The organism is Polaribacter sp. Asnod6-C07, assembly GCF_045063625.1.
Taxonomy (GTDB): Bacteria; Bacteroidota; Bacteroidia; order Flavobacteriales; family Flavobacteriaceae; genus Polaribacter; species Polaribacter vadi_A.
Genome location: NZ_JBEFOF010000005.1, coordinates 329,867 through 346,805, shown reverse-complemented (window position 1 = coordinate 346,805; position 16,939 = coordinate 329,867). Strand labels below are relative to the sequence as shown.

Below are 16,939 nucleotides of genomic sequence, written 5' to 3'. Positions count from 1 at the left end.
ATAAAATTTAAAATTTATTTAATTTTAAAAGTAACTTTTCTAGCTAATTGTCTTGCGTCTTTTGCAACAGATGTATCTTCTCCACCACCAAAATAAGAAAGTCTTGTTGGGTTTATTCCTGCAGCTACTAAAACGTCAAATACCATTTTTGCTCTATTTTGAGAAAGTGTTTTGTTTCTTTCAGCAGTACCAGTTTCATCAGCATAACCAATTAATTCTGCATTTACATAAGGGTTATCTAACATAAATTGTTTTAAATAATTTACTGAGTTTAATGAACCATCCTGAATTTTAGTTTTGTTTGTATCAAAATATACATTAATATAACCGCTGTTTAGTAAGTTTTTGATAAAATCTACATTAGAACCACTAACAACATTTGCATATTTATTAATTTCGTTCTTTTTAACATATCTTTCATCAAGTTCTGTCATAATAAGTTCTTTATTAGGACCAGATCCTTTTGTTTTTAAGATTGCAATTTCTTTCTCAGCTGAATCTAAACGCTTTTTTAATGTAACTAGTTCGCTATCCATTACTTCTTCATCTAATTCTTCATTCCAGAAATCAGCAGATTGCTTGTTTTTACCTAAAGCAATATTTAGACCTATAGAAGTATTCATTAAACTAATATTAGATTCTCTTGAACTTGTATTAGCCCCACCATCAAAATTATCTTCTTGATGAAAATGAATTAAAGAATTGATATCTAAAAATAATGAAAACCTATCTGTTAATTTAATTTGTGGTGTTAACCCCAAATTCATTACATACATTAAGTCTCCACCATTATCTGTTGGTTCTGTAACATTTAAAGAAGCTGCACCTGCACCAATATGTGCTAAAAGATTAAAACGATTAGTAAACGATTTAAAATTTAAAAGGTTACCTAAATTTACAACACCTTCTAAAGAAGCTCTGTAATAATTAGATTTAAAATCTGCAGTACTGTTTTCGTTTGCACTAAAGCTATTGTAACCTAAGTCTAAACGTACACCAAATTTTTCATTGAACATATATCTATACCCCATACTTCCTTGCCCTAAAATATTTGCAGAATAACCTGGAGATATAGTTGAACCAATTTGATGTAATCCACCTCCAATATCTATAGACCAGTGGTCGAAATCTTCTTGTGCTTGAGTTAAAAAAGACAATAATGTAAATACTGCCCCAAAGTAAATTTTCTTCATCTTATTTTTGTTTATTTATTATTTTTTTTTCAGTTACTTGATTAATGACAAAATTAATACTATTAATGATTTTGGGGAATTTTATCTTATCAACTGTTTCATTTTATCGTTAAAGAGATAAAATTACTTGTTAAATTGCGTCAAAGATAATAATTATTAGTAAAGCTTAGTGAAATTAGTATAAAAATATGGAATAGTTTCAATGCCCTTTAAGTAATTCCAAACTCCAAAATGCTCGTTAGGAGAATGAATGGCATCTGAATTTAACCCAAAGCCCATTAATATAGTTTTACTTTTAAGTTCTTTTTCAAATAAGGCTACAATTGGTATACTTCCTCCACTTCTTTGAGGAATTGGAGTTTTACCAAAAGTTGTTTCATAAGCTTGGCTTGCTGCTTTATAAGCAATGTTATTTGTTGGAGTTACATAACCTTGACCTCCATGATGAGGTTTTACAACTACTTTTACTGATTTTGGAGCAATACTTTCAAAATGATTTTTGAATAATTCCGTAATTTCTCTCCAATCTTGATTAGGAACTAAACGCATAGAAATTTTTGCAAAAGCTTTACTTGCAATTACTGTTTTTGCACCTTCACCAGTATAACCTCCCCAAATTCCATTAACATCTAAAGTAGGTCTTATTGCATTACGTTCGTTTGTAGAAAAACCTTTTTCTCCATAAACATCATCTATTTTTAAAGCATCTTTATAATCATCTAAAGAAAAAGGTGCTTTTGCCATTTCTGCTCTTTCTTCAGTTGATAGTTCTTCTACATTATCATAAAAACCAGGAATTGTAATATGATTATTTTCATCATGTAAAGAAGCAATCATTTTGGTTAAAATGTTGATAGGATTTGCAACTGCTCCTCCATATAAACCAGAATGTAAATCTCTATTTGGTCCAGTAACTTCAACTTCTACATAACTCAATCCACGTAAACCAGTTGTTATGGACGGAATATCGTTTGCAATCATTCCTGTATCAGAAATTAAAATAACATCATTGGCTAATTTTTCTTTGTTTCTTGGTACAAACCAAGCTAAACTTTCTGAACCAACTTCTTCTTCACCTTCAATCATAAATTTTACGTTACAAGGCAAATTTCCTGTTGATGTCATGTATTCTAAAGCTTTAACATGCATATACATTTGTCCTTTATCATCACAAGAACCACGTGCAAAAATGGCACCTTCTGGATGAATCTCCGTTTTTTTGATAACAGGTTCAAAAGGAGGAGAATTCCACAGTTCTATAGGATCTGCAGGTTGTACATCATAATGACCATATACTAAAACTGTAGGTAAACTTGCATCAATAATTTTTTCACCATAAATAATTGGATTTCCTGGGGTGTCGCATAATTCTACTTTATCACAACCTGCTTTTTCTAAACTTTTTTTAATAAAATCGGCAGAAAGTAAGATTTCTTTATGATAAGAAGCATCTGCACTAATAGATGGAATTTTTAAAAGTTGAATAAGTTCGGTTAAAAAGCGATTTTTATGTTCTTTAATATAGTTTTTTATAGAATCCATAAATTTTTAAAGTGTTTTTATTTTTGACATCAATAGTGTGAAGATATTAATTTTTCATGGTTTTTTTTGGCAATGATCAAGAGATAGCTAGTATATTTTATAAAAGTGCCAATAGTTGAAAAATATTAAGATTCAAAGTGCATTTTAATGGTGACTGTTGTAAATTTACAAACAATTTTAAGAATAATTTACATGAATGTTCAAAAATCAGATTTACCAAGAGTTGTAGTAATAGGTGGAGGGTTTGCAGGTTTAAATCTTGTTAAAAAACTGAGAAAACTTCCAGTACAATTAGTAATGATTAATAAACATAATTATCATGCATTTCAACCCTTGCTGTATCAAGTTTCTACAAGTGGTATTGAACCAGATTCCATTGTTTACCCATTACGAATGTTCATCAAACGCCAAAAAAATTTCTATTTCAGATTAGCGGATGTAAAAGAAATAAATCCAGAAAGTAAAACAATTATTGCTGATATTGGTGAGTTGACGTATGATTATTTGATTATAAATACAGGGACAAAAACCAATTTTTTTGGTAATAAACGTATTGAAAAATTTGCGATGTCAATGAAGACTATACCTCAGGCATTGAATTTGCGAAGTTTGATTTTACAGAATTTTGAAAAGAGTACTGTAGTTGTTCCTAAGGCTGATAAAGAATTTTTATTAAATTTTGTAATTGTTGGAGCAGGGCCAACAGGAGTTGAATTAGCAGGTGCCATTGCAGAATTTAAGCATAGTGTGCTGCCATTGGATTTTCCTGATTTAGATCCAGAGCTGATGCAAATTCACATTTTGGAAGGTGCTGATAGGGTGCTACCTCCAATGAGTATAAAATCTTCCAATAAATCTGCTGAAGCTTTAAAGAAATTAGGTGTACAAATACATACCAATACTATAGTTACGGATTTTGATGGTACACTTGTAAAAACCAAAGACGGTAAAGAGTTTAAAACGAGAACGCTTATATGGTCTGCAGGAGTAATAGGTAACCTAATAAAAGGTTTTCCTGAAGAAAGTTACAATGCAAGAAGTAAACGCTATTATGTAGATAAATACAATAAAATTAAAGGCTATGAGGATGTGTTTGCTTTAGGAGACATTGCTTTAATGGAAAGTGAAGATTATCCTAATGGTCATCCACAAGTAGCTCAACCTGCAATTCAGCAAGCAAATAATCTGTCTAGTAATTTTAAGAAAATATTGAAAGGTGATACTAATTTAAAGTCATTTAAATATAAAGACAAAGGTTCTATGGCAACCATTGGAAGGAACAAAGCTGTTGCAGATATTGGAAACTTACAACTTAATGGGTTTTTAGCTTGGTTGGTTTGGATGTTTATTCATTTAATGGCTTTAGTAGGATTTAGAAATAGGCTAATTGTGTTTTTTAATTGGATATATAATTACACAAATTATAATAAAGCTTCAAGGCTAATCATTAGAAGGTTTAGTGTAAGTGAGAGAAAGGTGAGAACAAATTCTGAATTGTAAGTGTTTGTCTTTCGAATAAACATAAACACATTTTTATACTTTCTAGGTTTGCTATTTAAAAATCTTGATTATATTTGCAATCCAAAATGCAGGCGTGGTGGAATTGGTAGACACGCTAGACTTAGGATCTAGTGCCGCGAGGTGTGAGAGTTCGAGTCTCTCCGCCTGTACAATAAGCCTTTCAGAGTTTTTCTTTGAAAGGTTTTTTTATTAGGACAACAAATAAGGATTTACTTTAGTGTTTTAGAAAATCCAAAAACATAAGATTAAAATTTTGGTCTTTTTATTAATCTTAAAACCTATAAATTATGGATAAAAAAGAGAATTCAAAACGACTTAATTTCCAGAAAAATTAATGATGGCTGTCAGCTCTTGATAATATGGATTAGAAGAAAAAAGTTTTGAAGTAAAAGAGAAACTAACCCAATATGAGGTGGTTTATTTGTTTGCTAGTAAGATGATTTCTTACTTCTTTTTTCTCCTTTTTGCATCAGCAAAATTTATATAATCTAGAAGATTTATATCATAAATTTTGATGCTATAATTACTCGTAGTTTTACTATCAGAACTATTTGTAAAGTAGTCATTCAGAAATGTACTTAGATTGTTTATTCCCTTATTATAGTTTTTAGGAGGTATGCTACCATCCTTCATTACTAAAAGTATGGGAGCATAAATACATATAAGAATTTAATGAAGAAAAATTAGCATAAAGAAGTATATCATTCTGATCAAAGATCAAATAAGCAGGTTTAGTTATTTTTGGGGTTTCTGGGTTTGATGAAGGATCCGTAACTCTTCCTTTGGGAGTTCAAACACTACATCTTTTTTTTCAATATATTTTTTAGATGACATGTTATAAACATCATATAGGTTTATTTCTTTTAAATTAAAATTAAACCTCTTTAAAATCTATTTCAGGACTTGTATTTGTTTAAGAAATATAAGTAGGAAATACTTCTTTCCAGTTACCTATGTTTTTTCCGCCAAAAAATCTAAAAACTAAAGTCTAGGTAAATAATCTTAAAAACTTTTTAAAAAGGATAAGAGAATAAATAAGAATTGAGCTTTTATCTGAACAATCAAAAAATCTTAAAAGTATACAGTAATTATAGTTTTGTTACTAAAGCATTTAAAACGACATTATAGAGATGTGGCGTCGTTTTTACTATTTATTCTACAACTAATGAGTCTTTAAAATACAAAATTTAGTGTTTAGTAAATAATTACAAGAATTTATTAAAGAATAATTAAAAATATGCATATTTTTAGAGCAAATTCAAAAAAAGTAGCATGCATAGAATTGTATTCTTTATTGGCCTTGTAATTACGCTATTTACACAGCAAATTAATTCTCAAAATTTTGAAAGAATTTCTAATAACGAAGGCTTTAATCAGAATACTGTAAATGCCATTGCACAAGATAAATATGGGTTTTTATGGTATGCAACACCTAATGGATTGATACGATATGATGGGTATGAGTTTAAAACTTTTACCACGCAAACTAAAGGTAAAGGTGCAATTTCAAGCAATAATATTACCTATTTATTTAATGATAAAGATGGTATTCTTTGGATAGGAACTAATATTGGTATTAATATATATGTACCTTGGTTAGAACGTTTTTTTACAGTTCCGCTTAAATATAATATTGACGTAAATAAAATTGATTCTGAAAATGATGGTTCTGTATGGATTTCATCATTTAAAAAAATAATAAGATGTAAATTAACAAGTATTAATGAAGGTAGTTTTTCTGTTTTCGATAATATTCTTGAAAATAATACAGAAAACATAAAAATTAACACTTTCGCTTTTGGACTCAATTCTACTATTATTCTAGGAACAAATAAAGGTTTAAAAAAAGTTAATTATTCGTCAGATTTCTTATTAGTAAATAAAGGTTCTTTTAATTTAGAAGAATTTAGTTTTTTTAATAATAAAGAAATTACTGAATTAATTAAAGTAGATAATATTTTTTGGATTGGCACAAGAAAAGGGTTATTCAGTTCTAATTTAGACTCCAATTCAAAACATTTAGTTAAAAAAATAAAAATTAATAATCAGGATACTACGTTTTTTGTAAATAGTCTTTTTAAAGATAATGAAAACACCATTTGGATTGGTACATTGGAAAATGGCATTTATAATTATAATCCTATTTTAAATTCCTTTAATCATTATAAATATGATTTAAATGCTAAAAATAGTATTAGTAGTAATCAAATTAATGCTATTTATCAAGATAGTTTTAACATTCTTTGGGTTGGTACTGCCCAAGGAGGAATTAATAAATTAGACCTTTTTCAAAAGCCATTTTACGCTTACACAAGTAACCCTAGTAATAAGTTTTCTATTGGAGACAATCTAATTACCTCTATATTAGAAGATAATACTGGTAAAGTTTGGATTTCTGGTTATCATAAAAAATTATTTAGGAGTACTGAGGCAATTAATGAAAATAATGTTGACAACCTAAAATTTAAAGATATACAAGCTGAATTACCCATAGGAGAAAATGATGTAATTAGGTCTATTTATCAAGATCAAAAAAATTACATTTGGTTTGGTACAGACAAAAAAGTATTTGTTTACAATCCCAAACAAAGAAATTTTAAAGAAGTTCAGTTTTTATCAGAAAATGGTAAATTACCATTGCCTTTGGTAAGAGTTATTTCACAAATAAATAAAAATGAGATTGTTTTATCTGGAAAGAGAATTATCGTTATAGAAAACCCTTGGAAAGAGCTAGATCAAAAAAGAAATCCTGAAATTAAAGTTAAAGCTAGCCTAGAAATTAAAGCTGCTAAAGTGCAATGTTTTTTACAAGCAAGTAATAAATACTTATGGTTTGGTACAAATGATGGTTTGTTGCAATGTACATATGAAGGTGGTAATATTACTGTAATTAGACAATATCAAAAAAACAAAACAGGAAACCATAAATTAAGTTACAATAGTATTTTTACTATTTATGAAGATGAAAAAACTAATATTTGGATTGGTACCTTTGGTGGTGGATTAAATAAGATTAGATTTGATAAAGACCAGAATCCTATAAAAATTGGTTATTTTAGAAAAAGCGATGGATTACCAGATGACGTTGTCTATGGAATTTTACCTCAAGAGAATAGCAATAAAGTATGGATAAGTACAGATATGGGCTTAGTTCGTTTTAATAAAGATACAAACCAAGTTAATGTTTTTGATGTAAACGATGGTTTAATGCAAAATAATTTTAGACAATCTGCCTATACTCAAGGTAAATCTGGTTTTATGTATTTTGGAGGTTTAAATGGTTTAACCATTTTTAATCCAAATAAAATATATTTAAATAACCAACCTCCAAAAGTTTTAATAACTTCTTTATCTGTTAATAACAAACCTATAGAAATAGGTGAAAAATTAAATGATATTGTTATTCTTAAAAAGGCAATTTCCGAAACAGAAACAGTTACTCTTTGCCAAAGTCAACGAATTATATCTTTTAATTTAGCTGCAGAGCATACAGCTGCACCAACTAAAAATAAATTAGCGTATAAATTAGAAGGGTTTAATAAAGATTGGGTAGAAATAAATAAAGGAAAGTCTACTATTACATATACAAATCTGGCTGCTGGCACATATAATTTAAAAGTAAAATCTGCCAATGGCGATGGTATTTGGAGTGCAACAACAAAATCATTAAAGCTCGTTATTTTACCTCTTTGGTATCAAACTTGGTGGAGTTATTCTTTATTGGTATTGCTCTTTTTAGGTGTTGGAGTAGGTATCGTTTTCTATTTTGTTAGACATGAAAAGTTGAAACAAAAACTTATTTACGAGCAACTAGACAAGGATAAAATGGAAGTGATTAACCAAGGTAAATTTAAATATTTCACAAATTTATCTCACGAGTTTAGAACACCTCTAACATTAATATCAGGCCCTTTAGATAGAGTTATAGAAAACAATGTTAACAAAGAAAACGAACGTTTTTTAGCAATCATTAAAAGAAACACACACAGACTTTTAAGTTTAATAGACCAATTAATAACATTTAGACAGGCAGAACAAGGTTTTCTAAATTTAAACTATACAAAATCTACTTTAGGTGATTTTTTATATCCAACAACAGAAGCTTTTGAAAATTATGCCCTAGAAAAAAATATTAATTTTTACTATAAAATTAGTTCGCCTAATGAAGAAATTGTTATAGATGTAGAAAAAGTTGAAAGAATACTTTTTAACCTACTCTCAAATTCATTTAAAAACACGCCAGCACAAGGAACTATAAGTATTGATGCATCAATTGTATTTGAAGACAAAGTTAAAAGTATTAAAATTGATGTGGTAGATACAGGAAAAGGGATTCCCAAAGAAAACTTAGACAATATTTTTGAAAGATTTTATCAATTAGGAAATCAAGATGGTAATGTAAGTGGTGGTGGTGTTGGTTTGTCATTTTGTAAATCTTTAATAGATTTATTTGATGGCAGTATTTCAGTAAAAAGTATCCCAAAAAAGGAAACTCGTTTTACAGTTGTAATTCCATCTTCTAAAACAGAAGAGATTCTGATAGAAGAGAGTAGTGTAAAAAAGTCATTTATAAAAAATTGGGTGCCTTTACAATCTGAAAACTTAGAAGAAAATACTAGTAAAAAACAAAGTAAAAAGAAGCAAAGTGTTTTAGTGGTAGAAAATGAACCAGACATTCAAAATTTCCTAGAAAGTGCACTTTCAAACAACTATAATATAACAATAGCCAACAATGGTGTTGAGGCATTAGAAGAAATTAATAAAACAGAATTTAGTACCGTTATTAGTGATGTTATGATGCCAGAGATGGATGGTTTTGAACTGTGTAAAAGAATAAAAGAAAACCCAAAAACTTGCCAATTACCTGTGCTTTTATTAACTGCTTTAGGAGATAATGCAGATTTAATAAAAGGATTAGAATTTGGCGCAGATGAGTATATAAGCAAACCATTTTCATTAAAACATCTAGAGCTACGTTTAAAAAAATTAATTGAGAACAATCTTAAAATAAAAGATTATTTTTCAAAAAACAGTTTACCACCAAAAGATAAAAAAGAATTAAGTCTATCTAAAAGAGATTTAGAATTTTTAGAGAAAATTGCAGAAGTAATAGAGAAAAATTTATCTAATTCAACTTTTGGTGTAGAAGAACTTTCTATACAAGCAGGTTTAAGTTCTGCTCATTTCTATAGAAAACTAAAACAACTTACAGGGCAAGTACCTAATGTATATTTGCGTAACTTTAGATTGCAAAAAGCGGCAGAATTATTAGCTAGTAATAGTGGTTATAATGTTGCAGAAGTAATGTATCAAATTGGTATAGAGTCTAATTCTTATTTTTCTACATCTTTTAAGAAATTACATGGAGTGTCTCCTTCTGAGTATTCTAAAAGATCCAAAAGATAGTTTTTGAGCTAAATAAAAACCAGAAAATTCCAATTACTTATTCTCAAATAAACAGCTTTAGGAGTTAGTATTTATGGAAGATAAATGTTTAACCAAATCATTTTTTTTTGTAATACAAAACCAAAAAAGAATAAAAAACATTTAACTTTTTTCTAAAATAAGCTTACACATTGTATAAAAAATAAGCAAATTTTACTAAATCTATTAAAAGTATATAAAGAACTTTTAGGGCAAATATCAAACGTAGTTTTATGTTATTATTGATTCTAAAAAACTGCTAAATTATCCTTTTGAAATAATATTTTTAGAGTTATTCAAACTTTGAGAGGACAGTTAAAATGGCTATTTTTATTTTACAACATTTACTAAAAAACCATACAGAGATTGCATTTTAGCCCCTAAAAACAACAAAATGATGGCATTGAGCAAAAGAATGATGAATAAAAGAAAATCCATTTATCTCTATACTTAATAGATTTGCAATAGATTAATTTAACTATAAAAATATATCATGAAAAAACAATTACAAAAAAACTTTAACATGAAAAAAACTGCACTTCTGCTACTGGCTTTTATAGGCTTATGTAGTTTTCAAGTAAATGCGCAAACAGAATTAACAGTAACAGATGTTGTAGAAGTTCAAGCCTTTACGGTTCAAAGGGATGGAGATCTTGATAGTACTATAAGTGCAATTACTGCAGGAACTGGAACAGCAACAGAAAGTGGTGGTTTTATCTCTATTTTATCTGATGCAGTGGGTTCTGCAGAACCATATTCTTCATCTGATAATGTGCAAGGAACCTTCACTTTTACGGTAAGATCAACTGGTGTAGATGTAACTTCAGATATTACATTATCTTTTAGAAAAAGAAGAGGTAATTCAGTTACTGGAAGTGTTGATTTAGAGGGTAGTGAAGTCGCAACTTTCTCTGCTGCTTCAGATGGTACTACAAACCAGCCTCTCCATGATATTTCTGATGTAGTTTTAAGTAATGTTACATTAACAACTACACCTAAAACTATTGTAGTAAATTTAACTTCATTATTAAGAGAATCTCAGATTTCGTCGCATTCGCCAACATTTAGGTTTGATGGAGTTTCTATTAATAAAACTGCTGTTGCTGGTGCTCCTACTGCAACCACTTACACAACAACAACTGATGGTGCTTGGGAAACTCCTGGTACTTGGGTAGGTGGTGTTGTTCCTTTTGAAGCAACAGATAATATAATCATAGATAATACTGTAACTATAAATTCAGATGTAACAATAAATGATCTTGCACGTTCTTCAGGTAGTGTAACAGTTGAGCCAGGTTTTTCTATTACTATAAATGGAGTGGCAGACACAGGACATCAGCTTTTTGGAAATTCAACAGAAACTAGTTTTGCTAGTATAATGTTAAATGGTTCTGTAACCCAGGCTGTAGGGTATAACTTATTTATAGATTCAAATGGTAATGGTAACGAGCTTATTTCACCACCTTTTATTGAATCTTTATCAAGAATGTTATCTCAATCTGGTGGAGATCTTTTTGAGAATACTTTAGATACAACTGAAAAACTTTTTGGTCCTTTTAATAATGATAGTGGGATGTTTGAAACATGGAACACTACTGACAATAATAGTACTGACGCAGAACCAGGAACTGGATATAGAGCAGCAACAACAGGTGGAAGTACTGTTCAATTTAAAGCTGTACCAGCAACAATAGCAAATATAGAAGTTACTATTGATCATGGAAATCATGCAACGTATGGTCAATGGAATTTAATAGGGAACCCTTACCCTACTTATTTAAATTTTCAAGAATTCTTTACAGCTAATACAGATCAGTTTGAATCTGGTACAAACAATGCTCTTTATATGTGGAATGGTGCAGGTTATTCAGTTTATAATAATGCTAGTACCACAGCTACTTCATTGATAGCTCCAGGTCAAGGTTTCTTTGTAAAAACAATAGCTTCTACAACAGGTACTGTAACATTTACGCCAGCAATGAGAAAAATTGCTGCTGATGGAACTTTAGTGTCTAAATCTGCTAATAATAATGAGAAAGCTTTAGCAAAAATAAATTTAACTACAGCTACAAAAACATTTGCTACAGATATCTATTTTATACAAAACCAAACTAGAGGATTAGATGTTGGTTATGATGCAGGTGCTTTTGCAGGTAGTACTGATGGTATTTTTACAAATTTAGTTGAAGCTAACACAGGTGAAGGTCTTTTAATTCAGGCTTTACCTTATGATGATTATAACAATGTAGTTGTACCAGTTGCTATTAATGCTGAGGCAGGTGCTGAATTAACAATTAGTTTAGATATAGCTTCATTAACGTTACCAGAAAATACTTATGTATTTCTTAAAGACAATGTGTTAAATACTACTACATTATTAAATGATGTAGATTATGTTTTTACACCAACTACAGCATTAAATGGAACTGGACGTTTCTTTTTAGAATTCTCTGCTAAATCAGTATTAGCTACAGATGAGTTTTCAGTAAATGAAATGTTAATCTACACAAACCAAGCAAATAAATCAATTATTATTAAAGGATTATTAAAAACGGATGCAAGTGCAAAAGTATTTGATATACAAGGTAGAATGGTATTAGAACAAAAAATAGAAAGTTCTAATATTACAAATGTAATTAATGCTAATTCATTAAATACAGGAGTATACATGGTACAATTAGAAAATAAAATTCAAAAAGTTATTATTAAGTAATAGACTACTAATAACTATTTAAATTTTTAAAAAAAAACTTTAATAAAATTATTTAAAACATATAAAATGAAAAACAATCAAGAAGAAATCACAAGAAAAGAAGCTGTTAAAAAACTGGGTAAGTATGCTGCACTTACGGCATTAGGTACATTTATAATATTAAGCCCACAAAAGGCACAAGCACAATCTGCACCACCTGATGCAGGTAGTGGATTTTAAATAAAATAATTAACATAACATATTACAAGCATTTAAAAGAAATGATATTTTAAATGCTTGTATTTTAATAACAATTCGAAATTATGAAAAAAATAATATTATTTTTAGTATTTACAGTAGCAATGATTAGCTCATCATTTGCTCAAAAAAATATAGAAAAAAAGGTAAATACATATGTAGAAACTGTTGCAAGTAAAATAACACTATCTAGTAAAGAAAAAGAAACCTTAAAAACCTTAAAAGCGGCACAGATGCAATCTGCTTTTGAAATTAATAAAAAGTATGAAAAAGGTACGCCAGAATTAAAAGAGCAAAGAAAAGCAAGTAATAAAGATTTTTCTAAAGCTCTTATAAAAGCTTTTGGAAAAGAGCGAGCTCAAGAAATAAGAAAAGCAGCTAAAAAGAAGAAAAAGAAGAAAGAATAAAACGAGCTTTTAGTATTTCTTTTACATATAGAACATCCTTTTGTGTTTCTGATATTTTTATAAAATTCAGCCAAAAGGATGTTCTGTGTTTAGAAATAGGTAAAGCCTACTAAATCTTGTATTTGTAGGAATGTGTTGATTTAATATTCATCTTGTTTATACACTAAACAAAGCAACAAAAAGATGTAATAGAGTAAAGACTTAGCGACATTTAATCTTTAATTTGTTCTAAAAATTAGAAAAAAGATGAAGCTATACAAGTATTATTTTATCATTTCGATGTTTATCGTGTGTAATAGAAACTTAAAGAAGAAACATTAATCTCATGCTTATATTTAACAGCTTATTATAATAACAATTATCAGTTGGGTATTTATAAACTGTAACAATAATAGCATCCTAATATGTTCTTGTCAACAGAAAAAAAATAAGTGTTTCCAAAATATTCAGTATCATCAAATTTTAGACTTATTTCAGTAAGAAATTGTTTAATTCGAGAAAGTACAACATTCCTATTTCAATAGTATTTGCAAAAAAACCATCAATAATATGATTAAAAAGGTATATTTAATAGTTATGTTTTCATGCATCTGTTTATGCTCTTTACAAGCACAACATCTTTGGTACGAAAATGAAACAGACATAGAGAATATTATATTTTCAAACTCTGGAAATGGTACTTTTTCTATTAACGAAACCAATCCAGATACCAGTGGTATAAATACAAACGCATTAACTTCTAAGTTTGTTAGAGAAGCAAATGTTACCAAAGGTTTTTCTTATTTTGAATTATCACAAAACCTTTTAGAAGATGTAACATATACGATAAGCCTTAAAGCATATGTAGATATACCAACTGAAGATTTGACAAGTATAAATCGTATACGTTTCTATATAAAAAATACAACTACAGGAGATCTTAAGGCAGTTCAATTAAAATTTTCAAAAGGCCAAGAATGGGAAGAGTTCTCGTTTGTTTTTAACCAAGGTGATTTACCTTCTGAAGGATTTATAGAGGATGGTTACAATCAAGTATATATAGGTTATGGAAATGGACAAGGATCAACATCAGAAGTTACTTATTATATAGATCAAATATATGGTTCAGTTTTACAGGAAATAGTTGTGCCAGAACCGCTTCCAGAAGATCCACTTGTAAATGTACTAAAAGGATCATGGGGTGGACGTTTTTATGTAAGAGGAGGTGAAGACTTAGATGAATATGTTGACAACAGAGGCTATGATTATATAGCAGGAGCACAAGAAATTGCTGATAATTACCCTACAATGGGGCATGTAATTACCAATGGTACTAATAATGCAAATTCACATTTGTGGACTTTAAGAACAAATCCTAATGTAGATGCTGTAATGGGAGCTACAGGTTCAGTTGTAGATGAAGAATTTGTACCGAGTTTAGCTAATGAACAAATCATTATTGATGTTATTGATATCTTTAAAAATTCAGGTAAAAAAGTAATCTTATATATAAACTCTTTAAGCCCAGGAGATAGAGCAACAGATGAAGGGGCAGCATCCTGGAATAACTATGTAGATACTTATTTTGAGGGTAGTAATCATGAAGCATGGATGAATTATTGTGAAGGTTATATCAAACGTTTTACAGAATTAGGAGTTGATGGTTACTGGTTTGATACATTTGGACAATATGCTAGAAATAATAGTCTTGGAAGTGCTGGTGTTGATACGACTGATGAAGAAAAAAATGAGTTTGTAGAAATGATTCGTAATACAGCTCCTAATGCTATTATAGCAAATAATAAAGATAAACATCAGTTTCTAGATGAAAACGGAGAGCTAATACTTGTTGATACTGATGGGATTAATGAATCAGTAGGTATTGATTATAATGATCTAGCTGAAGGTGAAGATGATGATGATATACCTTTTGAGGAAGATGAAAGAGATTATGCTATAATAAAAATGCAAGCAACAAACCCTTGGTCAGACTTTACAGCAGGACATATTACACCTTTAGGGCAAGGAGCTCCTCCTAATTCTTGGGCGTATGAAGAATTCACAGTACCAGATATTGAAGAAAATCATATAACGATATATGAAGAAAACTCTAAACAAACATTAAAACATTTATTTTTACCTATAAGATCTACTTGGTCTAGCGAAAGATCTGATTTAATGTTTGATAAAGAACAAGCGTATCGTTTTGCTAAAAGAATTACAGATGCAGGAGGGTCAGTTACTTTTTCTAATACAACATCTACAGATGGTACTACTTCAGATGATGAGGTAGAAATATTAACATTTATAGATCAACAATTTGCTATCAATGCAGATGCAACCGTTTATCAACGTCCTGCAGGTGCCTTTCTTGTTGGCGAAGTTCAAACATTAAATACTTGGGATGGATCTTCAGATTCAACTTGGGGTACTGATACAAACTGGAGTAAAGCTAAAGTACCAGTGTTTACAGACAATATCATAATACCTTCAAATGCGCCAAATTACCCAACAATTACTACTGCAGTTTCTGTAAACAGCGTTTCTATAGAAGACAATGCTTCTTTAGTATTTAGTGCAGGAGGAACTTTAACTGCTACTACAAATGTAGTTTACAAAAGAATAATAGATGCTAACAAATGGTATCAAATATCATCGCCAGTAATAGGAGAAAGTTTTGATGACGATTGGGTTACTGAAAATGGTATTGCTACAGGTACAAGTAGTAATAGAGGTATAAGTATTTTTGACAATACTTCTTTAGATGATACAACTGGTTATTGGAGATATTTTCAAACAGATGGAGCTGTCACCTCCTTTAATGTAGGTCAAGGTTATGGAGTTATTCGTGCAACAACAGGTACAATTTCTTTTACAGGTTCTGAGTTTTATTCAGATAGTCAAACCACTACTATTACACAAAGTACAAGTAATTATAACTTAGTAAGTAATCCTTTTACTGCATATCTAAATTTAGGAGACTTTTTTCAAGATAATGCTACATCTAATTTATTAGGTCAAAATTCAATTTGGGTTTGGAATGCTACTAATGCTACTTATGATGTAAAAACCTCTGGAAATGATGGTGATTATGAAATTGCACATGGTCAAGCATTTTTTGTACAAGCAGGAACCGCTGCGAATACAGATGATAATTTAACTTTTGATATCAATGCTGTTTCTCACCAAGGAACAGATACTTTTCAAAAATCTACAAGTACAAAATCTTCAATAAGTATTTCTATTACTGATGAAGATAGTAATATTAGAATGGCAAAAATCTATTTTAATGAAGAAGCAACTAAAGGTTTTGATAATGGTTATGATGGAGAATTATTTGGGGGTATTTCTCATTCTTTTGCTTTATACTCAGAGTTATTAGATGATAATGGTAAAAATTATCAAGTACAATCTTTACCAACATCGTTAAAACAATCTGCTATTATTCCTTTAGGCTTACATGTAGATGCTAATAAAATCATTACTATAAATACAGAATTCGATAATTTTCTATCAGATAGTTATGCGTATTTAGAAGATAGAAATAAAGGTTCTTTTACATTATTAAATGATAATACTTCTTTTAGCTTTACTACGGAAGAAGTTTTAAATGGAAAAGGACGTTTTTATCTTCATACTTCAGGACAAGTATTAAGCACAGAAACTCAAATTTCAGAAAATGTAGCTATTTATAAAACTAATAATTCTACCTTAAAAATAAAGGGTTTGTCTAAAATAAAAGCAAATATTAAACTATTTAATACTCTAGGTAAACAATTAATGAATGTTTATTTTGATTCAAATGGTAGTGCTAACGATAATATTTCTTTACCAAAATTAGCAACAGGAATTTATATAGTTCAGTTAAAAACTGCCTCAGGAATACTGAACAAGAAAATAATTTTAGAATAAATTTATTATAA

Annotated in this window: 8 protein-coding genes and 1 tRNA gene; 7 read left to right on the top strand and 2 right to left on the bottom strand. The window is 29.3% G+C overall.

Annotated elements, in window-relative coordinates:
- Window positions 1–14: 14 nt before the first annotated feature.
- Together ACJJVK_RS01460 and ACJJVK_RS01455 are read right to left on the bottom strand one after the other, a co-directional pair.
- Complete coding sequence (locus ACJJVK_RS01460; RefSeq protein ID WP_215995751.1) at window positions 15–1,193, bottom strand: OmpA family protein; 1,179 nt, start codon at window positions 1,191–1,193, stop codon at window positions 15–17.
- Between the two features lie 156 nt (window positions 1,194–1,349).
- A complete protein-coding gene (locus ACJJVK_RS01455; protein WP_405562468.1) occupies window positions 1,350–2,735 on the bottom strand; it encodes a dipeptidase in 1,386 nt (461 codons plus the stop codon).
- Window positions 2,736–2,927: 192 nt separating this feature from the next.
- On the opposite strand from ACJJVK_RS01455, the gene ACJJVK_RS01450 reads away from it, so the two are divergent.
- The 7 genes from ACJJVK_RS01450 to ACJJVK_RS01420 all read left to right on the top strand — a co-directional run bounded on the left by ACJJVK_RS01450 (window position 2,928) and on the right by ACJJVK_RS01420 (window position 16,928).
- Window positions 2,928–4,235, top strand: a complete 1,308-nt coding sequence (locus ACJJVK_RS01450) for an NAD(P)/FAD-dependent oxidoreductase (RefSeq protein WP_405568290.1) — start codon at window positions 2,928–2,930, stop codon at window positions 4,233–4,235.
- An 88-nt stretch (window positions 4,236–4,323) separates the two neighbouring features.
- A tRNA-Leu gene (locus tag ACJJVK_RS01445) sits at window positions 4,324–4,405 on the top strand.
- A gap of 1,123 nt (window positions 4,406–5,528) precedes the next feature.
- Window positions 5,529–9,662: a two-component regulator propeller domain-containing protein gene (locus tag ACJJVK_RS01440; RefSeq protein ID WP_405562466.1), complete on the top strand. Its 4,134-nt coding sequence runs from the start codon at window positions 5,529–5,531 to the stop codon at window positions 9,660–9,662.
- Window positions 9,663–10,203: 541 nt separating this feature from the next.
- Window positions 10,204–12,393 (top strand): T9SS type A sorting domain-containing protein, encoded by a 2,190-nt coding sequence (locus ACJJVK_RS01435; RefSeq protein ID WP_405562465.1) that lies wholly within the window; start codon window positions 10,204–10,206, stop codon window positions 12,391–12,393.
- Between the two features lie 66 nt (window positions 12,394–12,459).
- A complete protein-coding gene (locus ACJJVK_RS01430; protein WP_405562464.1) occupies window positions 12,460–12,612 on the top strand; it encodes a hypothetical protein in 153 nt (50 codons plus the stop codon).
- Window positions 12,613–12,695: 83 nt separating this feature from the next.
- A complete protein-coding gene (locus ACJJVK_RS01425; protein WP_405562462.1) occupies window positions 12,696–13,037 on the top strand; it encodes a hypothetical protein in 342 nt (113 codons plus the stop codon).
- Window positions 13,038–13,586: 549 nt separating this feature from the next.
- On the top strand, window positions 13,587–16,928 hold the full coding sequence (locus ACJJVK_RS01420) for a T9SS type A sorting domain-containing protein (protein WP_405562461.1): 3,342 nt from the start codon (window positions 13,587–13,589) through the stop codon (window positions 16,926–16,928).
- Window positions 16,929–16,939: the final 11 nt, after the last annotated feature.